The organism is Zoogloea sp. GW822-FHT05C07, from assembly GCF_058800215.1.
This window is the reverse complement of the sequence record NZ_CM179510.1, coordinates 1,924,699-1,946,991: the sequence shown is the minus strand read 5'-3', so window position 1 is coordinate 1,946,991 and position 22,293 is coordinate 1,924,699. Positions and strand designations below refer to the sequence as shown.

The following is a 22,293-nucleotide window of genomic DNA, read 5'->3' as shown; positions in this document are numbered from 1 at the left end:
CGACAAGCTGACCATGGGTATCGAATGGCTGGCGGCCTACCTGCTTCTGGGTGGCTGCGTGGGATTTTTTGCGGGACTGCTCGGTGTGGGCGGGGGCGGCATCATGGTGCCGATGCTGACCACGCTGTTTGCCGCCCAGGGATTTGCGCGGGAGCACCTGGTGCACGTGGCCCTCGGCACCTCGATGGCGGCCATCGTGATCACCTCCATCTCCAGCCTGCGCGCCCACCACGCCCACGGCGCGGTGCGCTGGGACATCGTGAAGGGCATCACCCCGGGTGTGCTGGCGGGCACTTTCGGCGGCGCCTTCATCGCGTCGCGGGTGGCCACGGCGCCGCTGGCGATCTTCTTCGGCTGCTTCATGGCCTACGTGTCGGTGCAGATGATCCTCAATGTGAAGCCGAAGCCGTCCCGCGAACTGCCAGGGGCGGCCGGGCTGGCCGGCGTCGGCGGGGTGATCGGCGGGATTTCGGCGCTGGTGGCGATTGGCGGCGGCTCCCTGTCGGTGCCCTTCATGACCTGGTGCAACGTGAAGATGCAGAATGCCATCGGCACGTCGGCGGCCATCGGCCTGCCGATCGCGCTGGCCGGCGCGCTGGGCTATCTGATCAACGGCTGGGGGGCGCCGGGTCTGCCCGAATGGACGGTGGGCTTCGTGAACCTGCCGGCGCTGGTGCTGGTGAGCGTGGTGTCCACCTTCACCGCGCCGATCGGCGCCGGCCTGGCCCATCGCCTGCCGGTGGCGACGCTGAAGAAGATCTTCGCTGCCTTGCTGGTGCTGCTGTCGTTGAAGATGCTGCACACGGTGCTGGGCTGAGGAGCGCGTACAGCGGCGGGGTTGGGGAAGGCACTCGCCCCCGTGAGGGGGCGGCAACGGGCAGAACGCCTATCCGTGTCGTGGCGGATTCACGCGCCCGAAGGTCGGTCAGCCGAAAAAACGCTTCAGCGAGCGGCTGAACCAGCCTTCAGGGGCCCGTTCTGCGGCGAGGGCCTTCATCTGCGGGCGCACGGCGGCTACGTAGGCGTGGTCATCGTGGCGGATGTGGCTGAACAGCCAGCGGTGCAGCAGGCTGTGCAGCTCGTGGGAAATGTCCTCTCCCTTCTTCAGGCGCTCGTGGAAGCCGCTGACCCGCCGCACGAAGAGTTCGTGCACCTTCTTGTGGCCGCGCACGAACTCGTAGCCGGCGTCCTCTATCAGGCATTCCTCGAAGGCGAAGTGGGACAGGGTGTATTCCACCAGGTCGTCCACCACCGCGATGACGCCGAGGCGGTCGGCGTGTTGCCGCGCGTCATGCAGGCGGTTGATGAAGTCCATGATCTGCTTGTGCTGGTTGTCGATCTCCAGGATGCCGGTGTCCAGGTCGGGAGACCACGAGAGATATGCCATTGTTTTTCCTTGTGCGGGCGCACGCCGCCAATGGTTACATGCCGTCCGGAGCATGCGGACGGCTTTATGGGTCGCGGGACGGTCGTGCGGGGGTATCTGCTGGGGAGTGCAGGGCGGTATGTTAATCGCCTATGCCTTCCGAGTGGCAGGCAAAGTGCAAGGAAAGTTTCCCGAGCAGGGTAGCGGGCTGCCGCGGAACGGGCGTCCGCGGCAGCCGGGCCGGAGGCTCAGCGCCCCTTGAAAACCGGCGTGCGCTTGGCGAGGAAGGCGGCCAAGCCTTCCTGGTAGTCCTCGGTGGCGAGGAAGTCGAAGGCGGCGCGCTTTTCCGCGTCGCCGAGGGGCTGGCCCTGCATCAGGCGATGCACCCACTGCTTATGCCAGCGCGCCACCAGCGGCGCGCCCTTGAGGATGCGCTCGGCGGTGGCGAGGGCTTCCTTCTCCACCTCTTCGTCATCCACCACGCGGGTCAGCAGGCCTTTGGACAAGGCTTCGCGGGCACCGAGGATACGGCCTTCGAGCAGGATCTCGAGGAGCACCGCCGGACCGACCAGTTCAAGCAGGCCGGCCATCTCGCCGGGATACATCGAAAAGCCCAGCTTGTTGATCGGCGCGCCGAAGCGGCTCGATTCACCGGCAATGCGGATGTCACAGCAGCCGGCGATCTCCAGGCCGCCACCGACGCAGGCGCCGCGGATCATCGCCACCGTCGGCACCGGGCAGGCGCGGACCGCGTCGAGGGCGGCGGCAACCAGCTCCTCGTGGTAGTGCAGGGCGTCGTCCACCGTCGCACGGACGGTGATGAATTCCTCTATGTCGCCACCTGCCGCAAAGGCTTTTTCACCATCACCGCGCAGGATCACGCAGCGCACCTCGGGGTCTGCATTGACCGCTGTCATGCGGGCATGCAGGCCGCGCCACATGCCGGCATCGACGGCATTCAGCTTGTCGGGGTTGGAGAGGATCAGGGTGGCGACGCCGCCTTCCTGGCTGAAGAGGATTTCACCGGGCATTGGGATTTCCGTAGTGGGGAGTGTGGCGGTGTTGCGCTGCGCAAGAAACCCGCCGTACGTTATGGTATGGAGTCATATAGATGTTATATCATCGCATCGGGCGAAGTAATGGCGCGGCTTCGTCCACTGGCACGCACCACACTAAAAAAGCCATACCGATCGCCGCATTACAAATCCAACAGGCAGATCGCGCCGCATCCACTGACGTTCTCTAGGGAGGGAATTCATGTCGAGCACTTCATCTCAACGTGCGGTTTACGCACGTATCCGGAGCAACCCGCGCTTCGCCGAGCTGGTCTCGAAGCGCCAGGGTTTTGCCACGTTGCTGTCGGTGATCGTCCTGACGATCTTCTACGGCTTCTTCATGGTCGTGGCCTTCACGCCCAAAGTGATCGGCCAGCGCCTGTCCGAGGGCTCCTACGTGACGGTCGGCATTGCCGCCGAACTGTTCATGTTCATTTTTTTCTGGGTGTTGACTGCCGTTTACGTAAAGCGCGCGAACGGTGAGTTCGACGACATCACCACCGAAATCATCCGCGACGCATCCAAGGAGGTGAAGTGATGCTGGCCCGTCTGAATGTTCTGCTGCTTGGCCTGCTGTCGCCGGCCCTGTCCTTCGCCGGTGACGCGATTTCCGCCACCGAGAAGCAACCCCTCAACATCCACGCCATCGGGATGTTCGTGGTCTTCGTCGGCATGACCCTCGGCATCACCAAGTGGGCGGCCGGCCGTACCAAGTCGGCGGCTGATTTCTACACCGCCGGCGGCGGCATCACCGGCTTCCAGAACGGTCTGGCGATCGCCGGTGACTACATGTCCGCGGCAACCCTGCTGGGCCTTACCGCGATGGTGTATGGCAAGGGCGTCGATGGTTACATCTACATGATCGCCTTCTTCGCCGGCTGGCCCATCATCCTGTTCCTGATGGCTGAGCGTCTGCGCAATCTGGGCAAGTTCACTTTTGCAGACATCACCTCCTACCGCCTCAACCAGAGCAAGGTGCGGACGATGGCGGCGGTGTCCTCGCTGACTGTGGTCTGTTTCTACCTGGTGGCCCAGATGGTCGGCGCCGGCCAGCTGATCAAGCTGCTGTTCGGCCTCGACTACACCATTGCGCTGTTTGTCGTTGGTGCGCTGATGATGGTCTATGTGACTTTCGGCGGCATGGTCGCCACCACCTGGGTGCAGATCATCAAGGCCTGCATGCTGCTGGCCGGTGGCACGCTGGTGATGATCCTTGCCATGTCCCAGTTCGGCTTCAGCTTCGAGACCCTGATGGACAAGGCCATCTCGGTGCATAGCCTGGGCGAGAAGATCCTGTTCCCCGGCTCCCTGCTGCCGGATCCGGTCACCGCGCTGTCCCTGGGCCTCGGCCTGATGTTCGGTACCGCCGGCCTGCCGCACATCCTGATGCGCTTCTTTACCGTGACCAACGCCAAGGAAGCCCGCAAGTCGGTGCTCTACGCGTCCGGTTTCGTCGCCTACTTCTTCAACGTGATCCTGCTGATGGGCTTCGCGGCGATTATCATCGTCGGCCAGAACCCCGAGTTCTTCGAAGGCGGCAACATCGGCGGCAAGATCATCGGCGGCGGCAACATGGTGGCGATGCACCTGGCCAAGGCAGTCGGCGGCAACCTGCTGCTGGGCTTCCTGTCGGCGGTGGCCTTCGCCACCATCCTTGCGGTGGTGTCCGGCCTGGCGCTGGCCGGCGCGGCGTCGATCTCCCATGACATCTACGCCCGCGTGCTCCGCAAGGGCAAGGCCACCGAGACCGAGGAACTGCGCGTTTCCAAGCTGTCCTCGATCGGCCTGGGCATCGTGGCGATCATCCTCGGCATCGCCTTCGAGAAGATGAACGTGGCCTTCATGGTCGCGCTGGCCTTCGGCATCGCCGCGTCCGCCAACTTCCCGGTACTGATCCTCTCCATGTACTGGAAGGGCCTGACCACCCGTGGCGCAGTGGTCGGCGGCTATTCCGGCCTGGTGGCGGCGGTGCTGTTCGTGCTGCTGTCCAAGTCCGTGTGGGTCACCGTGCTGGGCAACGCCCAGGCGCTGTTCCCATACGACCAGCCGGCCCTGTTCTCCATGCCGCTGGCCTTCCTGGTGACGATCATCATCTCCAAGCTCGACAACAGCGCCGAGGCCCAGGCCGAACGCGCGCAGTTCGACGACCAGTACGTGCGTGCCCAGACCGGTTTCGGTGCCGCTGAAGCCAGCGCCCACTGATGCAGATGCGCCCCATGGGGCGCCGGGCTGAATGAACAAACCCCCGCCGGGCTCGCCCGGTCGGGGGTTTGTTTTTATGTGGAGCGTGCTGCGCTGTCAGTCTGTTTGTGCGGCGCGATGCTCAGGCCGACTTGTCCCGCTGGGCGGCGATCCGGGCGAGGGCGCTGCGGCCGCTGGCGATGTGTTCGCGCATTGCCAGTTCGGTGGCGGCGATATCGCGCCGGCCGAGGGCATCAAGGAGCGTGCGGTGCTCGGCGAGGGACTGTTCCAGCCGGCCCTCGATGAACAGGGAGTGGTGGCGCGACAGCTTGATGACCTTGCGCAGGTCAGTGATGGCCTGGGTCAGCCAGCGGTTGTCGGCGATCAGCTGGACTTCCTGGTGGAAGGCCTGGTTGGCCTCGAAGAAGCCATCGATGTCGTTGGCTGCTGCTGCCCGTTCGAGGTCCTGGTGGATGGCGGCCAGGCGCTTCAGGTCGGCTTCGCTGGCCTTGTGCACGGTGTTCACCGCGCACTGGCCCTCGAGCAGGGCCAGCACGGTGAAGATTTCGTCCAGGTCGCGCTCTGAAATTTCCGTCACGTAACAGCCACGGCGCGGCTTGAGGGTCACCAGGCCTTCGGCGGCGAGCACCTTCAAAGCTTCACGAAGGGGGGTGCGTGAAATGCCATACTGGCTTGCCAGTGCTTGCTCATCCACCCAGGTGCCGGGTGGCAGTTCATGGGAGAAGATGCGCTGGCGCAGGCGTTCCGCGACTTCCTGGTACAGGGCGAGGGGGGCGATCCGGCCGGCATTCATGGGTTCGGTCGAAAGTTTGGTCAGAGTGTTGTCAGCAGTGGTTGCATCCATAATTATGGATAAAGTATTATCTACAAGACAGCAAGTCAAGTTCCTGCGCAGGATGTAACCCTTGTGCGGATCCGCCGCCGAAAGGCTGGTGGGCCACAAAAACAGAGGGAGGGAGAAAACTTCCCTGCGCGGGACACGGCAGCCGGCCGTGGCCAGGGGTCACGGCCGGTACTGACGTCACTAATTATCAAGGGTTGCAGTAAACAGCCCAGCTACGTGAGGGTAGAAAAGCCATGGCGAACAACACCGAACCGACCTTCCCGCAACCTGATCTGGCCGCCTGGAACAAGGCCGCCGCCAAATCGGCTCCTGAAGGCGATGTCGCCAAGCTGAACTGGGTGACGCCGGAAGGCATCACGGTCAAGCCGCTGTATACCGCAGCCGACCTCGAAGGCCTGAAGTACACCAACACGCTGCCGGGCTTCGAGCCCTTCCTGCGCGGCCCCCAGGCCACCATGTACGCGGCCCGTCCGTGGACCATCCGCCAGTATGCCGGCTTCTCCACTGCCGAGGCCTCCAACGCCTTCTACCGCAAGGCGCTGGCCGCCGGCGGCCAGGGCGTGTCGGTGGCTTTCGACCTGGCCACCCACCGCGGCTACGACTCCGACAATCCCCGCGTGGTCGGTGACGTCGGCAAGGCCGGCGTGGCGATCGACTCCGTCGAGGACATGAAGATCCTCTTCAACGAGATCCCGCTCGACAAGATCTCCGTCTCCATGACCATGAACGGCGCTGTGCTGCCGATCCTGGCCGGCTACATCGTTGCCGCCGAGGAGCAGGGCGTCTCGCAGGACAAGCTGTCCGGGACCATCCAGAACGACATCCTCAAGGAGTTCATGGTCCGCAACACCTACATCTACCCGCCGACGCCGTCGATGAAGATCATCGCCGATATCTTCAATTACACGTCGACGCACATGCCGAAGTTCAACTCGATCTCGATTTCGGGTTACCACATCCAGGAAGCGGGCGCGAACCAGGCCATCGAGCTGGCCTTCACGCTGGCCGACGGTGTCGAGTACGTGCGCACCGGTATCAAGTCGGGAATGGACGTGGATACCTTCGCCGGCCGCCTGTCCTTCTTCTGGGCGGTGGGCATGAACTTCTACCTCGAGATCGCCAAGATGCGCGCCGCGCGCATGCTGTGGTGGCGCCTCATGAAGCAGTTCGAGCCGAAGAGCCAGAAGTCCATGATGCTGCGGACCCACAGCCAGACTTCCGGCTGGTCGCTCACCGAGCAGGATCCGTACAACAACGTCGTGCGCACCACCATCGAGGCGATGGCCGCGGTGTTCGGCGGCACCCAGTCCCTGCACACCAACGCGCTGGACGAAGCCATCGCGCTGCCGACCGAGTTCTCGGCGCGTATCGCCCGCAACACCCAGATCATCATCCAGGAAGAAACCCACATCACCAGCGTCGTCGATCCGTGGGCTGGCTCCTACATGATGGAAAAGCTGACCCAGGACATGGCCGACAAGGCCTGGGCCCTGATCGAGGAGATCGAGGCGATGGGCGGCATGACCAAGGCCGTCGAATCCGGCTGGGCCAAGATGAAGGTCGAAGAGTGCGCCGCCGAGAAGCAGGCCCGCATCGACTCCGGCAAGGACGTCATCGTCGGCGTCAACAAGTACAAGCTGGCCAAGGAAGACCCGATCGACATTCTCGACATCGACAACCATGTCGTGCGTGAAGCCCAGATCGAGCGCCTGGCGCGTATCCGTGCTACCCGCGACCAGGCCGCCGTCGACGCCGCGCTGGCTGCGCTGACGGAAGCCGCCAAGAGCGGTAACGGCAACCTGCTCGACCTGGCCGTCAAGGCCGTGCGCCTGCGCGCCACCGTCGGTGAAATCTCCGATGCGCTGGAAGTGGTCTTCGGACGCTACCGCGCCAACCCGCAGGCAGTCACCGGCATCTACAACTCGGTGGTCGAGGGCAACGAAGACTGGCAGGCCCTGAAGGCTGATATCGACGCCTTCGTCGCCGAAGAAGGCCGCCGTCCGCGCATCATGATCGCCAAGCTCGGCCAGGACGGCCACGACCGCGGCGCCAAGGTGGTGGCTTCGGCCTTCGCCGACCTGGGCTTCGACATCGACATCGGACCGCTCTTCCAGACTCCCGAAGAGGCTGCCCGCCACGCCATCGAGAACGACGTGCACGCTGTGGGCTGTTCCAGTCTGGCCGCCGGCCACAAGACCCTCGTGCCGGCAGTCATCAAGGCTCTCAAGGAGCAGGGTGCCGACGACATCATCACCTTCGTCGGTGGCGTGATTCCGGCCCAGGACTACGACGCGCTGTACCAGGCCGGTGCGGCCGGCATCTTCGGACCGGGCACCCCGATCCCGAGCGCCGCCCGTGAAGTGCTGAAGCAGATCCGCGCCGCCCGCAAGGCCTGATCCGCGCCCGGAGTCCGCAAGTGCGCCGGCCATGGTCGGCGCACAGGTCATTATCGAGCCCATGAACATGCCCGCCGATCTTCCGCAACGGGATGCCGCCGACCAGGCCCTGGTCGATGGCGTCCTCAAGCACCAGTTGCGCCCGCTGGCCAAGACGATCACGCTGATCGAGTCCCAGCGCGCGGACCACAAGCAGCGTGCCCGCAACGTGCTGGAAGGCCTGCTGCCGCACACCGGCAAGTCGATGCGCGTCGGCATCTCCGGCGTGCCCGGCGTCGGCAAGTCCACCTTCATCGAAGCCCTCGGCCTGTATCTCATCGAGCAGGGCCACAAGGTGGCGGTGCTGGCGGTGGATCCGTCGTCCAGTGTCACCGGTGGTTCCATCCTCGGCGATAAGACCCGCATGGAGCTGCTGTCCCAGCGCACCGAGGCCTTCATTCGCCCGAGCCCGTCGGCGGGCAGCCTCGGCGGTGTTGCCGAGAAGACCCGCGAGGCGATGCTGGTCTGCGAGGCCGCCGGCTTCGACGTGATCATCATCGAGACTGTCGGCGTCGGCCAGTCCGAGACCGCGGTGGCCGGCATGACCGATATCTTCTGTCTGCTGCAGCTGCCCAATGCCGGTGACGATCTGCAGGCGATCAAGAAGGGGATCATGGAGATCGCTGACCTGATCGTCATCAACAAGGCCGACATCAACCCGCAGGCCGCCAACGTGGCGCGCGGCCAGATCAAGAGCGCGCTGGGCATGCTGCGCCATGCCTCGCCCAACTGGATGCCGCCGGTGCTGATGCTGTCCGCATTGCAGAAGCAGGGCATCGCCGAATTCTGGAATACCATCAACGATTACCGTTCCGCCATGAAACGGAGCGGGGAGTTCGAGGCCCGCCGGTGCCAACAGGCCCGCGCGTGGATGTGGGAACTCATCGACCAGGGCCTGCGCGCCCGGTTCGCAAGTCACGCCCGGGTGCAGCAGGACCTGCCCGGTTTGCAAGCGGCCGTCGAGGCCGGCCAGACGACGCCTTCCGCGGCCGCGCTGCGGCTGCTGGGCTATCTGGGCTGAACAAATACATCCCGATTTTTGACTGGAGGCTGTAAATGCACGACATCATCCACCAGCTGGAAAAGAAGCGCGAAGCGGCCCGCCTGGGTGGCGGCCAGAAGCGTATCGACAGCCAGCACAAGAAGGGCAAGCTGACGGCCCGCGAACGTATCGAGCTGCTGCTCGACCCGGATTCCTTCGAGGAATGGGATATGTTCAAGGAGCACCGCTGCGTCGACTTCGGCATGAACGAAGCCGAAAAGACCCCGGGTGACGGTGTGGTCGTCGGCTACGGCACCATCAACGGTCGCCTGGTCTTCGTGTTCTCCCAGGACTTCACCGTGTTCGGCGGCTCCCTGTCCGAAACCCATGCCGAGAAGATCTGCAAGGTGATGGACCAGGCCATGAAGGTCGGCGCCCCGGTGATCGGCCTCAACGACTCGGGCGGCGCCCGTATCCAGGAAGGCGTGGCCTCCCTCGGCGGTTATGCCGACGTGTTCCAGCGCAACGTGATGGCCTCCGGCGTCGTGCCGCAGATCTCCATGATCATGGGCCCCTGTGCCGGCGGCGCGGTGTACTCCCCGTCGATGACCGACTTCATCTTCATGGTGAAGGACTCGTCCTACATGTTCGTGACTGGTCCGGAAGTCGTGAAGACCGTGACCCACGAGGACGTCACCGCCGAGGAACTGGGCGGCGCGGTCACCCACACCAGCAAGTCCGGCGTGGCCGACTTGGCCTTCGAGAACGATGTCGAGGCGCTGTCCATGCTGCGCCGCTTCATGAACTTCCTGCCGGCCAACAACCGGGAGATGCCCCCCGTCACGCCGACTAACGATCCGGTCGCCCGTTACGATTACTCCCTCGATACCCTGGTGCCGGACAACGCCAACAAGCCGTATGACATGAAGGAGCTGCTCGTCAAGATCGTCGACGACAGCGACTTCTTCGAGCTGCAGCCCGACTACGCCAAGAACATCATCATCGGTTTCGGCCGCATCGACGGCAGCCCGGTGGGCATCGTTGCCAACCAGCCGCTGGTGCTGGCCGGCTGCCTGGACATCAAGAGCGCCATCAAGGCCGCTCGCTTCGTCCGCTTCTGCGATGCCTTCAACATTCCGGTGGTCACCTTCGTGGACGTCCCGGGCTTCATGCCGGGTACCGCCCAGGAATATGGCGGCATCATCAAGCATGGCGCCAAGCTGCTTTACGCCTACGCCGAGTGCACCGTGCCGAAGGTTACCGTGATCACCCGCAAGGCCTACGGTGGCGCTTACGACGTGATGTCCTCCAAGCACCTGCGCGGCGACGTGAACCTCGCCTGGCCGTCCGCCGAAATCGCGGTGATGGGCCCGAAGGGCGCCGTGGAGATCATCTTCCGCGAAGAGAAGAACGATCCCGCCAAGCTCGCCGAGCGTGAAGCCGAGTACAAGGAAAAGTTCGCCAACCCGTTCGTGGCCAGTGCCCGCGGCTTTATCGACGACGTCATCATGCCGCACGCCACCCGCAAGCGGATCGCCCGCTCGCTGGCGATGCTGAAGGACAAGCAGCTCGATAACCCGTGGCGCAAGCACGGCAACATTCCGCTGTGATCGCCGAGGACGCCCAAGACATGTTTACCAAGATCCTGATTGCAAACCGCGGCGAAATCGCCTGCCGCGTCATCAAGACTGCCCGCAAGATGGGCATCGCGACCGTCGCCGTCTATTCCGAGGCCGACAAGGACGCCCTGTTCGTGGACCTGGCCGACGAGGCCGTGTGCATCGGACCGGCGGCTTCCAAGGAATCCTACCTGGTCGCCGACAAGATCATCGCCGCCTGCAAGCAGACCGGCGCCGAGGCGGTCCATCCGGGCTACGGCTTCCTGTCCGAGAACGCCGAGTTCTCGCGCCGCCTGGAAGAAGAAGGCATCAAGTTCATCGGGCCGAAGCACTACTCCATCGCCAAGATGGGCGACAAGATCGAGTCCAAGAAGCTCGCCATCGAAGCCGGGGTCAACACCATCCCCGGTTACAACGATGCGATCTCCGGCCCCGATGAAGCGGTCGCCATCGCCAAGAACATCGGCTACCCGGTGATGATCAAGGCTTCCGCCGGCGGCGGTGGCAAGGGCCTGCGCGTGGCCTACAACGACGCCGAAGCCCATGAAGGCTTCTCGTCCTGCGTCAACGAGGCGCGCAACTCCTTCGGCGACGACCGCGTCTTCATCGAGAAGTACGTGCTCGAGCCGCGCCACATCGAAATCCAGGTGCTCGGCGACAGCCACGGCAACTACGTTTATCTGAACGAGCGCGATTGCTCGATCCAGCGCCGCCACCAGAAGGTCATCGAAGAGGCGCCGAGCCCCTTCGTCGACCCCGAAATGCGCAAGGCGATGGGCGAACAGGCCGTCGCGCTCGCCCGTGCGGTGAATTACGAATCCGCGGGTACCGTCGAGTTCGTCGTGTCCGGCGCGACCAAGGAGTTCTACTTCCTCGAGATGAACACCCGTCTCCAGGTGGAACACCCGGTCACCGAGCTGATCACCGGCCTCGACCTCGTCGAGCAGATGATCCGCGTCGCCTACGGCGAGAAGCTGCCGCTGGCCCAGGCCGATGTGCAGATCAACGGCTGGGCGATGGAATGCCGCATCAACGCCGAAGATCCGTTCCGCGGCTTCCTGCCGTCCACCGGCCGCCTGGTCAAGTTCCAGCCGCCGAAGGAAGTGGCGGGCCAGGTGCGTGTCGATACCGGTGTGTACGATGGCGGTGAGATCTCGATGTTCTACGACTCGATGATCGCCAAGCTGATCGTGCACGGCGCCACCCGCGAGCAGGCGATTTCCCGCATGCGTGACGCGCTGAACGGCTTCGTCATCCGCGGCATCTCCTCGAACATTCCGTTCCAGGCCGCGCTGATGCAGCATCCGGTCTTCCACTCCGGCATCTTCGACACCGGCTTCATCCCCAAGCACTACCCGACCGGCTTCGATGCCTCGATGGTACCCCACGACGATCCGGCCCTGCTGGTCTCCGTCGCGGCCTACGTCTATCGCGCCTTCACCGACCGTGCCGCGTCCATCACCGGCCAGCTGCAGGGCCACGAGCGCATCGTCGATGACCACTGGATGGTGATCCGCCTGAACAAGGACGGCAACGAGCACCACCCGGTCGTCGCCCGTCCGATCGATGGCGGCTACCACGTGGAATACAAGGGCGAGAGCTACGAGATCAAGTCCGACTGGAAGCTTGGCGAGTCCCTGTTCAACGGCACCTGCAACGGTGAGGAGTTCACCCTCCAGGTCGAGCGCCACAAGATCAAGTACAGCCTGTTCCACTGGGGCACCCGCGCCGACTTCATGGTCATGAGCGCCCGTGCCGCCGAACTGCTGGCGCTGATGCCCGAGAAGCTGCCGCCCGACCTGTCCAAGTTCCTGCTGTCCCCGATGCCGGGCCTGCTGCGCGAAATCTCCGTGCAGGTCGGTCAGGAAGTGAAGGCCGGCGAGAAGCTGGCGGTCATCGAAGCGATGAAGATGGAAAACATCCTGAAGGCCGAGCAGGACTGCAAGGTCAAGAAGATCGTTGCCGCAGCAGGCGGAAGCCTGGCAGTGGACGAAGTCATCATCGAGTTCGAGTAATCGATACCCGGCGCCATCCGGCTTTCCCGGCCGGATGGCGCGACAGTTGGTTTTCGTTCGATGGGGAGGGAGATCCGCCGAAAAGCGGGTTCCTGTCGAGGGAGCGGGGTCGTCTCAGGACGGCCCCTTTTTTTGTCAGCCGTAGCGGCGTGCCGCCTCTACGGCCAGGCCGGCGCCGATGCTGCCGAACAGGTCACCTTCCACCGCGCGGGCCTTGGGCAGTTCGGCGGCGATACGCTCGCGCAGCTGCGGCACGCCGCTGGCGCCGCCGGTGAAGTACAGCGTGTCTACTTGGTCGCGGGCCACACCGGCTTCGTCGAGCAGTTTGCCAACGGTAGCCGCGACGCGCTCGACCAGGCTGCGGGTGGCCAGCGTGAAGGCCTCGCGGCTGATCTCGTGGGTCAGCCCCGGCTCCAGGCGATCCAGCTCCATGTGGGCCGTGCTGCCGGTGGACAGGTCGATCTTGGCCTGTTCGACCTGCAGGGCCAGCCAGTGGCCCTCGCGCTGGCCAATCAGGCGGGCCAGGCGGTCCAGCTCCTGGCGCGCTGCCGCGTCACGGTAGATGGCCTGGAAGTCGGCGAAGGCCTGCCGTGTGTAGGCGAAGTTGATGGTGTGCCAGGTAGCCAGTTGGAAGAACAGCGTTGAGGGCACTTCGGCACCGTTCTTCATCAGCCCCTTGTAGCCGAGCAGCGGCATCACGCATTCCAGGCTCAGCGCCCGGTCGAAGTCGGTGCCGCCCACGTGCAGGCCGGCGTTGCCGAGCAGGTCCTCGCGGCGGTCGACGCTTTTGGCACGTTCAGGCGACAGGCGAACCAGCGAGAAGTCGGCGGTACCGCCGCCGATGTCGGCGATCAGCACCAGTTCCTCCCGGTCGAGGCCAGCCTCGTAGTGCAGCGCCGCACCGATCGGCTCGAACTGGAAGCTGACGTCCTTGAAGCCCACCTGGCGGGCGATCGCTTCCAGGGTGTCCTGGGCGCGCTGGTCGGCGGCCGCGTTGTCGTCCACGAAATACACTGGGCGGCCGAACACCGCCTGCTCGAAGCTGCGCCCGGCCTCGGCCTCGGCGCGGCTCTTCAGCTCGCCGATGAAGCTCGCCAGCAGGTCGCGGAAGCGTAGCGCGCGGCCGCCGACCTCGGTGCTGCCGTCCATCAGGTTGCTGCCCAGCAGGCTCTTGATGGCCCGCATCAGGCGCCCTTCGTAGCCTTCCAGGTATTCCGCCAGCGCATCCCGCCCGTAGTGGGTGGTTTCCTCGTCCGCATTGAAGAACACGGCGGACGGCAGCGTCGCCTTGCCGTCCTCCAATGACAGCAGGGTTGGCAGGCCGGGCCGCAGCCAGCCGACAGTGGAGTTGGAGGTGCCGAAGTCGATGCCGCAGGCGCGGGCGGGGCTGATGCTCATGGCGATGCGGGGGGTGGGCAAGGGGCAGAATGCTACGCCCCTTGTCGGGTGGGGTGAAGATGGCGATGGCAGGCCGGCGTGCCGGCCGGGACAGGGCGCAGGCGGAATTCCGTTGCGGCGGCGCGTGCGCCGCCCGGGCTCAGTCCTTTTTCAGCAATGCTCCCAGCCCCGCAAACGGCGAATGGGTGGCAGCCTTGCCGGGCTGTTTGGCGGTGACGTTGCCCTGGGTGGCTTCGAGCTGGCGCTGGTGTTCGTTGTCGTGGCAATACACGCACAGCAGCTCCCAGTTACTGCCGTCGGGCGGGTTGTTGTCGTGGTTGTGGTCGCGGTGGTGGACCGTCAGTTCGCGCAGGTTGGTGACGGTGAACTGGCGGGCGCAGCGGCCGCATACCCACGGGTAGATCTTCAGGGCCTTCTCGCGGTAGCCCTCTGCGCGCTTGTCGGCGGCGCGGCGGGCTTCGAGGACGAGGCGGTCAAGTTTGTCGCTCATGGCTTGTTTCCGGAAAGGCGTTGTTCGAGGTCGGCCAGCGCATCTTCGATGACCGTTACCGCCCAGTCCAGCTCGGTTTCGGTCACCACCAGCGGCGGTGCGAAGCGCAGCACGGAGTCGTGGGTGTCCTTGGTCATCAGGCCGCGGGCCAGCAGCCATTCGGCGGCGGTGCGGGCATTGACGCGGCGGGTGTCCAGTTCCATGCCGATCAACAGGCCGCGGCCGCGTACTTCGCGGATCAGCGGGTTGCTGATGGCCTGCAGGCGGGCCATGAAGGCGCTGCCGAGGCGGTCGGCGCGCTCCACCAGCTTTTCCTCGGCCAGCAGCGCCAGAGCTTCGGCGGCGACGGCGGCACCGAGCGGGTTGCCGCCGAAGGTGGAGCCATGGTCGCCGGGGTGGAAAACCTGCATCACCGCCTCGTCGGCCAGGAAGGCCGACACCGGCAGTAGGCCGCCGCCGAGGGCCTTGCCGAGGATCACGCCGTCGGGGCGCACGCCGTCGTGCTCGCAGGCCAGCAGGCGGCCGGTGCGGCCAAGGCCGGTCTGCACCTCGTCGGCGATCAGCAGCACGTTGTTGGCGCGGCAGATCTCGGCGCAGCGAACGAGCCAGCCGTCCGGCGGCACGTGGATGCCGCCCTCGCCCTGTATCGGTTCGAACAGGAAGGCCGCGGTGTGCGGTGTGATGGCTGCGGCGAGGGCATCGGCGTCGCCGAAGGGGATGCTGCGGAAGCCCGGCGCGAAGGGGCCGAAGCCGTCCCGGTACTGGGCCTCCGACGAGAAGCCGATGATGGTCGTCGAGCGGCCGTGGAAGTTATCGGCGCAGACGATGATCTCGGCCTGCCCCTCCGGCACGCCCTTGATCTTGTGGGCCCATTTGCGGGCCGCCTTTAGGGCGGTTTCGACGGCCTCCAGGCCGGTGTTCACCGGCAGTGCCTGGTCGTAGCCGAGCAGCGCCGACAGGCGCTCCAGCATCAGCGGCAGGCGGTCGTTGGCATACGCGCGGGAGGTCAGCGCCAGGCGCTGGGCCTGATCGGCGAGGACCTTGACCAGGCGCGGATGGCTGTGGCCGAAGCTGACCGCCGAGTAGGCGCTCATCATGTCCAGGTAGCGCCGGCCTTCCACGTCCCACAGCCAGACGCCTTCGCCGCGGGTGAACACCACCGGCAGCGGGGCGTAGTTGTGGGCGCCGAAGGTCTGCTCGCGGGCCAGCAGGTTGGTGGTGGTCGGGCCCAGCGCTGCCGCTGCGAAATCCCGCACCCAGGCGGCGCCGCGGCCGTCCCGGTCCCGTTCCGGCACGTATTCGACGATCTCCAGCGCCACCAGGTCGGCGCAACTGCGCAGGCCGTGCAGGCTGTCGGCGAGCTCCTGCGGGTCGAGGCCGCCCGGCTCCAGGCAGGTGGTGGCCGGCAGCAGCGCGCAATCGACGGAGTCGAGGTCCACCGACACGCCGAAGCCGGCGGTGCCCTCGCGGGCGATGCTCATCGCCTCGCACAGCACGGCCGGCAGGCCGCGGCGCTTGACCTCGGGCATGAAGAAGATGCGTACGCCGAGGCGCTTGAGCAGGGCCAGTTCTTCCGTTTCCCAGGAGCGCGCGCCGACGATGGTTACATGGGCTGGGTCGAGATGGGGGCCGGGAATCCCGGTCATGCTCGTGTCGCCGATGCCGAGCAGGCTGGCCAGCGGCATGCCGTGAATGTTGCCGCTGTGGCTGGTCTGCGGGGTGTGCGAGTCCAGGTGGGCGTCGATCCAGATCAGCCCCAGCTTGCCGCGGGGAGCCAGCGCCCGGGCGGCGCCGCGCCAGGTGCCGGCGCCGATCGCGTGGTCGCCGCCCAGCACCAGCGGCACCTTGCCGTCGGCGCACAGGGCGGCGACTTCGTCGGCCAGGTCGTGGAGCAGGGCGCTGATGTTGCCCAGCCGTTCCGGCAGCGATGCGCGCGGCGGCTTGGGGGCGCTCGGTTCATGCAGTGACTGCCAGTGTGCAGGGATGCCGCGACTGCGCAACTGGGCGTCGAGGCCGAGATCCTTGAGGGTGCGCGGGCCGGCGGCGGGGCCGAAGATCGGTGCGCCGAGGCAGGATCCGACTCCGATGATGCTGACCGGGCGGACGGGCACGAGCGGGGCGGGCATGGTCTTCCTCCGAAGGCGGTTAGGCCGAGATGGCCGTCATACCTGTTTGAGCGGGTGATGGTGGCTTCGTTCAGCTGTGCCGCCGCTGGCTGTGCGCGGGGTGTGACGGAGTTGTGCCGTGCCGCTTTGCGGCCCCGGTCAGTGCAGCAGGTGCCAGGTCTCGATGGCGGCCAGCGCGGTCAGCAGCACGGTGCAGCCGATCAGCCAGTAGCGGGTGCGGCGGCTTTCGACGACGAGCCGGGCCAGTTCGGCGCGGTGGTCTTCCGCCACCGGCTGGGCCAGGATCTTGTGCATCAGGCGCGGCAGCTGCGGCAGCGTGGCTGCCCACGACGGGGCTTCGTCCTTGACGTGGCGCAGCAGCGCGCGCCAGCCGATCTGGTCGTTCATCCAACGTTCGAGGAAGGGCTTGGCGGTCTTCCACAGGTCGAGATCCGGGTCGAGCTGGCGGCCGAGGCCCTCGATGTTGAGCAGGGTCTTCTGCAGCAGCACGAGCTGGGGCTGGACTTCCATCTCGAAGCGGCGGGCGGTCTGGAACAGGCGCAGCAGCGTCTTGCCGAAGGAGATGTCCTTCAGCGGGCGGTCGAATATCGGCTCGCAGACCGCGCGGATCGCCCCTTCGAACTCGTCCACGCGGGTGTGCGACGGCACCCAGCCGGCCTCGATGTGGGCCAGCGCGACGCGCCGGTAATCGCGCTGGAAGAAGGCCAGGAAGTTGGTGGCGAGGTACTTCTTGTCGGAGTCGTTGAGCGTGCCGATGATGCCGAAGTCCAGTGCGATGTAGCGCCCGCGGGCCGGGCCGTCGGTGGCCACGAAGATGTTGCCGGGGTGCATGTCGGCGTGGAAGAAGCCGTCACGGAAGACCTGCGTGAAGAAGATCTCGACGCCCGCGCGGGACAGGTGCTTGAGGTCGATGCCGTTCTGCTTGAGGGCCTCGAGCTGGGAGATCGGGATGCCCTTCATGCGCTCCATCACCATCACGTTGGTGGAGCAGAAGTCCCAATGCACCTCGGGTACCACGAGCAGCTCGGAGTCCTTGAAGTTGCGCCGCAACTGGGAGCAGTTGGCGGCTTCGCGCATCAGGTCGAGCTCGTCGCGTAGGTACTTGGAGAACTCGGCGACCACTTCCCGCGGCTTGAGGCGGCGGCCTTCCGGCCACACCTTTTCGAGCACCGTGGCGGCCACGTCGAGCAGGGCCAGGTCGTGGGCGATGACCGGCGCGATGCCGGGGCGCAGGATCTTCACCGCCACTTCGGTGCCGTCGGGCAGTTCGGCGAAGTGCACCTGGGCGATGGAGGCGGAGGCGACTGGCTCCCGCTCGAAGCGCGCGAAGACTTCGTCAGCGGGCTTGCCATAGGCTTCCTGCAACTGGGCGAGGGCTTCCGCGCTGGAGAAGGGCGGCACCCGGTCCTGCAGGCGCGCCAGCTCTTCTGCGATGGCCGGCGGCAGCAGGTCGCGGCGGGTGGACAGCATCTGGCCGAACTTGACGAAGATCGGGCCGAGGGATTCGAGGGCCTGGCGCAGCCGCGCACCGGACGGTTCATTGAAGGTCCGGCGGAAGCGGGTGAGCTTGGCCAGCCAGGCCAGGCGGCCGGTCGGCTCGTTGGAGAGGACCATCTGGTCGAGCCCGTATTTCAGGCTCACGGAGACGATCTTGACGAGTCGGAAGAGGCGCACGGCGGCTTTAGAGGAGGAAAACGCGAATTGTGCCCGGAAAGGCCGGGTGACGAAAGCCGGCAGGGCGCGTGCTCAGCGCCGCTTGGCGGGGCGTGGCGGCGTTGTCGGCGGCGCTGCCGGCGTGGCCGCCACGGGGGCTGTTGCACTGCGCCCCGGCTGCACCTGCTCCAGCAGCCAGCGGGTGGTGGCGTGGATCTCCCGCTTCAGGGCTTCGTCCTCGGCCGGGCTGCCGAAACTCAGGCTGGCCATGCCGCTGTCGTCGATCGAAAAGGCCGGCAGGCGCCATTCCCGTTCGACGACGAACAGGTAATCGCCGTCGCGGATCGCCTTCTGTGCGATGACATAGCCGTAGGGGCGGTTCTCGAAATTACCGCAGTAGGCCGTGCGGGTGGCGCCCGGCAGGCCGTCGCGGACCGCGCTGAGCATGCCGCTGGTGGTGAAGCCGGCGCAATGCCGGGCCAGCCCTGCGGCGATGTAGGCGAGGTAGGTGTCGGGGCCCATGTCCTGGGCGGCGAAGCGCTGCACCAGGATGCGGTCGCGGTAGTCTTCCAGGCCCTGACCGCGGGGCAGGTATTCCTCGTGGCGGACGCCCTTGCCCTCACGCAGGTCGACGATGCGCCAGCCCGGGCCGGCCGGCATCGGCACTGGCCAGTGCAGCGTGGCGGGCTCGGCGCGGGCCAGCGCAGCGGCCAGCAGGCTAGCAAGGAAAAGGGTCGGTCGGAGAAGAGGGCTCACGGTCGTTTCCGGCGGCGCACACGGAGCACAACGATAGGGCAAGGACATGTTTTTTTCCATGCCGGTCGCACTTTGTTACCAGTGCGGCACGGTGTCCCGCCGTGGTAACGCCTGCTTGGATATAATCCTGTGCTTTTAGTCGCAGTGTTTGCCATGAGCGCCGATTCCAAAACCCAGCTTGCCGACCTTCTGCGCGCCGCCTTGTTGAGCGTCGCCCCCGAACAGGCCGAAACCCCCATCAACCTGGAACGCCCGAAGCAGGCCGGCCACGGTGATTTTGCAAGCAACCTGGCGCTGCAGCTGGCCAAGCCGCTGAAGCGCAATCCGCGCGAACTGGCCAACCTGCTGCTGGCCGAACTGCCCAAGTCCGACCTGATCGCCAAGGCCGAAGTGGCCGGCGCCGGTTTCATCAACTTCACGCTGGTCTCCGACGCCAAGACCGCCGTCGTGCGCAGCGTGCTGGAGCGCGGCGAGGCCTTCGGCCGCGGCGATAAGAGCGGCGTCAAGGTGCAGGTGGAGTTCGTCTCCGCCAACCCCACCGGCCCGCTGCACGTCGGCCATGGCCGCGGTGCAGCCTACGGCGCGTCCCTGTCCGACGTGCTCGACTTCGCCGGTTTCGAAGTCACCCGCGAGTACTACATCAATGACGCCGGCCGGCAGATGGACATCCTGGCGCTGTCCACCTGGCTGCGCTACCTCGATCTGTTCGGTATCGCGATTGCTTTCCCGCCCAACGCCTACCAGGGCGATTACGTGAAGGACATGGCGGCGCAGATCAAGGAATCCCACGCCGACCGCTTCGCCAAGGTGTCCGCCGCCGACGTGCTGGCCGGCGCGCCGTCCGTCGAGGCCGACAAGGAAGGCCACCTGGATGCGCTGATCGCCAACGCCAAGAACCTGCTCGGCTCCGACTACGCGTGGGTGCATGGTTTCGCACTCACCGAGCAGCTCGGCGACGGCCGCGAGGATCTGGCCGAGTTCGGCGTGACCTTCGACAAGTGGTTCTCCGAGCGCTCCCTGTTCGACACCGGTCTGGTCGAGAAGGCCGTCACCGCGCTGGAAGCCGGCGGTCACCTGTACGAGCAGGACGGCGCCAAGTGGTTCCGCTCCACCGCCTTCGGCGACGAGAAGGACCGCGTCGTGCAACGTGAGAACGGCCTGTACACCTACTTCGCGTCCGACATCGCCTACCACGCCAACAAGTATGAGCGTGGCTTCGACCGCGTCATCGACATCTGGGGCGCCGACCACCACGGCTACATCCCGCGCGTGAAGGGCGCCCTGCAGGCCCTCGGACTGCCGCCCGAGAAGCTTGACGTGGCGCTGGTGCAGTTCGCTGTGCTGTACCGCGACGGCCAGAAGGCGGCGATGTCCACCCGCTCCGGCGAGTTCGTCACGCTGCGCGAACTGCGCAAGGAGGTCGGTAACGACGCCTGTCGTTTCTTCTACGTGCTGCGCAAGGCCGATCAGCACCTGGACTTCGACCTCGACCTGGCCAAGAGCCAGAGCAACGAGAACCCGGTGTATTACATCCAGTACGCCCACGCCCGCCTGTGCTCGGTGCTCAACCAGTGGAACGGCACGCCGGCCGACCTGCTCGAAGCCGACTTCGCCCGCCTCGACAACGAACGCGAGCTGGCCCTGTGTGCGCGCCTGACCGCCTTCCCTGAGATCGTCCGCAGCGCCGCCGCCGACTACGCCCCGCACCAGATCGCCTTCTACCTGAAGGACCTGGCCGGCGAGTTCCACAGCTACTACAACGCCGAACGCATGCTGGTGGACGACGAAGGCCTCAAGCTCGCTCGCCTGTCCCTGGCCGCGGCGGTGCGCCAGGTGATCCGCAACGGCCTCGCGCTGCTCGGCGTCTCCGCTCCCGAATCCATGTAATCGCCGGACCCGTCGTTAATGAGCCGTGATCTGAAACCCCGTCTGCAGACCAACAAACCGAAATCGGGCAGCCGGGGCAGCACCCTGGTCGGCATCTTCGTTGGGCTGATCCTCGGCGCACTGGTCGCGGCGGGGATTGCGCTGTACTTCACGTCGGCCTCGCCGTTCCAGAAGTCGAAGCAGGAAGAAAAGCCGGTGGCTCCACCGCCGCTGCCCAAGCCGCAGAGCGGCGAGCCCATCGCGCTGCCCGGCAAGGCCGGCGACAAGCCGGTGGAGAAGCCGCGCTTCGACTTCTACAACGTGCTGCCCAAGGGCACCGATGCGCTGCCGGCACCGGGCAAGCCCGAGGAAACCACCGAGGACATCAAGCCGGCCAAGCCTGAGAAGAGCGACAAGACGGCCAAGACCGACAAGCCCGCCACCAAGCCTGACGACGCGCAGAAGGGTGACAAGGCCAAGGCCGACGCCGAGCACGCCAAGGCCGAAGCGGCACTGCTCGACAAGCCGCTGGCGCCCGAGAAGTACTACCTGCAGGCGGGTTCCTTCGAGGATCCGTCCGAGGCTGACAACCTGAAGGCGCGTCTTGCGTTGATGGGAGTGGAGGCCAGCGTGCAGAAGGTGGACGTGCCCGAGAAGGGCACCGTGCACCGGGTCCGGACCGGCCCCTACCTCGGCGCCGATGAAATGAACAAGGCCCGCCAGCAGCTGGCGAACAGCGGCATCAACGCCGCCATCGTCCGCATCAAACCCAAGGAACCAAAGCCGGCCGGCACTGCTCAATGAGAGCTTTGCCGCTTCAAGGAGAAACCGTAATGCAGCGTCGTGATGTCCTCAAACAGCTTTCCGCCGCGGTGGCCGTCGGCCTCGTCGGGCGGCCCGTCCTGGCCCAGAGCGGCAGCGGCTTCGAACTGGTTTCGCCGCCGCAGCCGACGGAGTCCAAGGGCAAGGTTGAGGTGATCGAGTTCTTCCATTACGGCTGCCCGCACTGCCGCGCCTTCGATCCGCTGCTTGAGCAATGGGTCAAGAAGCTGCCCGCCGACGTGTATTTCCACCGCATCCCGGTGACCTGGGGCAATCCCCAGCTGACCGGCCTGGCCCGTCTGCATCTCACGCTGGCGGCCACCGGCGACCTGGCCCGCCTGCACGGGCAGGTCTTCGAGGCGGTGCAGACCGACAAGCAGCCGCTGCACACCGAGGCCGGTGCGCAGGAGTGGGCGGCCAAGAAGGGGATCGACAGCAAGAAGTTCCTCGACGCCTACCGCTCCTTCGGCGTGCAGGTTGGCCTGCAGCGTGTCGAGAAGCTCGGCCGCGACTACAAGATCCAGGGTGTGCCGACTCTCGCGATCGACGGCAAGTATTTCACTTCCGCCTCCATCGCCGGCTCCCACGAGAACTCCCTGAAGGTGGCCGACCAGCTGATCGTCCGCGCCCGCGGCGAACAGGGCCGCAAGTAAGCGCCTTCCGT

At 65.8% G+C, this 22,293-nt stretch carries 18 protein-coding genes; 10 read left to right on the top strand and 8 right to left on the bottom strand.

Features of this window, described 5'->3' with window-relative positions; genetic code table 11:
* Nucleotides 1–13 precede the first annotated feature (13 nt).
* Entirely contained in the window at nt 14–817 is an 804-nt protein-coding gene (locus AC3QL2_RS09245; RefSeq protein ID WP_493233239.1) for a sulfite exporter TauE/SafE family protein, read from the top strand.
* Between the two features lie 108 nt (nt 818–925).
* Here the strand turns inward: AC3QL2_RS09245 and AC3QL2_RS09240 are convergent, their stop codons facing one another.
* On the bottom strand, nt 926–1,387 hold the full coding sequence (locus AC3QL2_RS09240; RefSeq protein WP_493233238.1) for a bacteriohemerythrin: 462 nt from the start codon (nt 1,385–1,387) through the stop codon (nt 926–928).
* Nucleotides 1,388–1,614: 227 nt separating this feature from the next.
* Nucleotides 1,615–2,397 carry an enoyl-CoA hydratase/isomerase family protein gene (locus AC3QL2_RS09235; RefSeq protein ID WP_493233237.1) on the bottom strand — a complete coding sequence of 261 codons (783 nt, stop codon included), beginning with the start codon at nt 2,395–2,397 and terminating at the stop codon, nt 1,615–1,617.
* 226 nt (nt 2,398–2,623) lie between these two features.
* Between AC3QL2_RS09235 and AC3QL2_RS09230 the strand changes: the two genes are divergently transcribed.
* Both AC3QL2_RS09230 and AC3QL2_RS09225 read left to right on the top strand, forming a co-directional pair.
* Entirely contained in the window at nt 2,624–2,959 is a 336-nt protein-coding gene (locus tag AC3QL2_RS09230) for a DUF485 domain-containing protein (protein ID WP_493233236.1), read from the top strand.
* The gene (locus AC3QL2_RS09225; protein WP_493233235.1) at nt 2,959–4,623 is read left to right on the top strand and encodes a cation acetate symporter; all 1,665 of its coding nucleotides are present in this window, start codon (nt 2,959–2,961) and stop codon (nt 4,621–4,623) included. The genes AC3QL2_RS09230 and AC3QL2_RS09225 overlap by 1 nt, the downstream gene beginning before the upstream one ends.
* 121 nt (nt 4,624–4,744) lie before the next feature.
* Here the strand turns inward: AC3QL2_RS09225 and AC3QL2_RS09220 are convergent, their stop codons facing one another.
* Entirely contained in the window at nt 4,745–5,416 is a 672-nt protein-coding gene (locus tag AC3QL2_RS09220) for a GntR family transcriptional regulator (RefSeq protein WP_493233234.1), read from the bottom strand.
* 284 nt (nt 5,417–5,700) lie between these two features.
* On the opposite strand from AC3QL2_RS09220, the gene scpA reads away from it, so the two are divergent.
* The 4 genes from scpA to accC all read left to right on the top strand — a co-directional run bounded on the left by scpA (nt 5,701) and on the right by accC (nt 12,518).
* The gene (gene scpA / locus AC3QL2_RS09215; protein ID WP_493233233.1) at nt 5,701–7,863 is read left to right on the top strand and encodes a methylmalonyl-CoA mutase; all 2,163 of its coding nucleotides are present in this window, start codon (nt 5,701–5,703) and stop codon (nt 7,861–7,863) included.
* 67 nt (nt 7,864–7,930) lie between these two features.
* A complete protein-coding gene (gene meaB, locus AC3QL2_RS09210) occupies nt 7,931–8,923 on the top strand; it encodes a methylmalonyl Co-A mutase-associated GTPase MeaB (RefSeq protein ID WP_493233232.1) in 993 nt (330 codons plus the stop codon).
* A 35-nt stretch (nt 8,924–8,958) separates the two neighbouring features.
* Nucleotides 8,959–10,494 (top strand): acyl-CoA carboxylase subunit beta, encoded by a 1,536-nt coding sequence (locus AC3QL2_RS09205; RefSeq protein ID WP_493233231.1) that lies wholly within the window; start codon nt 8,959–8,961, stop codon nt 10,492–10,494.
* Between the two features lie 20 nt (nt 10,495–10,514).
* Nucleotides 10,515–12,518: an acetyl-CoA carboxylase biotin carboxylase subunit gene (gene accC, locus AC3QL2_RS09200; RefSeq protein ID WP_493233230.1), complete on the top strand. Its 2,004-nt coding sequence runs from the start codon at nt 10,515–10,517 to the stop codon at nt 12,516–12,518.
* Between the two features lie 135 nt (nt 12,519–12,653).
* Here the strand turns inward: accC and AC3QL2_RS09195 are convergent, their stop codons facing one another.
* The 5 genes from AC3QL2_RS09195 to AC3QL2_RS09175 all read right to left on the bottom strand — a co-directional run bounded on the left by AC3QL2_RS09195 (nt 12,654) and on the right by AC3QL2_RS09175 (nt 18,941).
* Nucleotides 12,654–13,916, bottom strand: a complete 1,263-nt coding sequence (locus AC3QL2_RS09195) for an Hsp70 family protein (RefSeq protein WP_493233544.1) — start codon at nt 13,914–13,916, stop codon at nt 12,654–12,656.
* A 139-nt stretch (nt 13,917–14,055) separates the two neighbouring features.
* Nucleotides 14,056–14,406 (bottom strand): YajD family HNH nuclease, encoded by a 351-nt coding sequence (locus AC3QL2_RS09190; RefSeq protein WP_481119989.1) that lies wholly within the window; start codon nt 14,404–14,406, stop codon nt 14,056–14,058.
* Nucleotides 14,403–16,532: an ornithine--oxo-acid transaminase gene (gene rocD, locus AC3QL2_RS09185; protein WP_493233229.1), complete on the bottom strand. Its 2,130-nt coding sequence runs from the start codon at nt 16,530–16,532 to the stop codon at nt 14,403–14,405. Before rocD ends, AC3QL2_RS09190 begins: the two co-directional genes overlap by 4 nt.
* A 138-nt stretch (nt 16,533–16,670) precedes the next feature.
* The gene (gene ubiB / locus AC3QL2_RS09180) at nt 16,671–18,206 is read right to left on the bottom strand and encodes a ubiquinone biosynthesis regulatory protein kinase UbiB (protein ID WP_493233228.1); all 1,536 of its coding nucleotides are present in this window, start codon (nt 18,204–18,206) and stop codon (nt 16,671–16,673) included.
* A 72-nt stretch (nt 18,207–18,278) separates the two neighbouring features.
* Nucleotides 18,279–18,941: a hypothetical protein gene (locus tag AC3QL2_RS09175; protein ID WP_493233227.1), complete on the bottom strand. Its 663-nt coding sequence runs from the start codon at nt 18,939–18,941 to the stop codon at nt 18,279–18,281.
* 153 nt (nt 18,942–19,094) lie between these two features.
* Between AC3QL2_RS09175 and argS the strand changes: the two genes are divergently transcribed.
* Genes argS through AC3QL2_RS09160 form a run of 3 tightly spaced genes read left to right on the top strand, consistent with a single transcriptional unit; the run spans nt 19,095 to nt 22,282 of the window.
* Complete coding sequence (argS, locus tag AC3QL2_RS09170; RefSeq protein WP_493233226.1) at nt 19,095–20,828, top strand: arginine--tRNA ligase; 1,734 nt, start codon at nt 19,095–19,097, stop codon at nt 20,826–20,828.
* An 18-nt stretch (nt 20,829–20,846) separates the two neighbouring features.
* Nucleotides 20,847–21,611 carry an SPOR domain-containing protein gene (locus AC3QL2_RS09165; protein WP_493233225.1) on the top strand — a complete coding sequence of 255 codons (765 nt, stop codon included), beginning with the start codon at nt 20,847–20,849 and terminating at the stop codon, nt 21,609–21,611.
* Between the two features lie 29 nt (nt 21,612–21,640).
* A complete protein-coding gene (locus tag AC3QL2_RS09160; RefSeq protein ID WP_493233224.1) occupies nt 21,641–22,282 on the top strand; it encodes a thiol:disulfide interchange protein DsbA/DsbL in 642 nt (213 codons plus the stop codon).
* Nucleotides 22,283–22,293 lie beyond the last annotated feature (11 nt).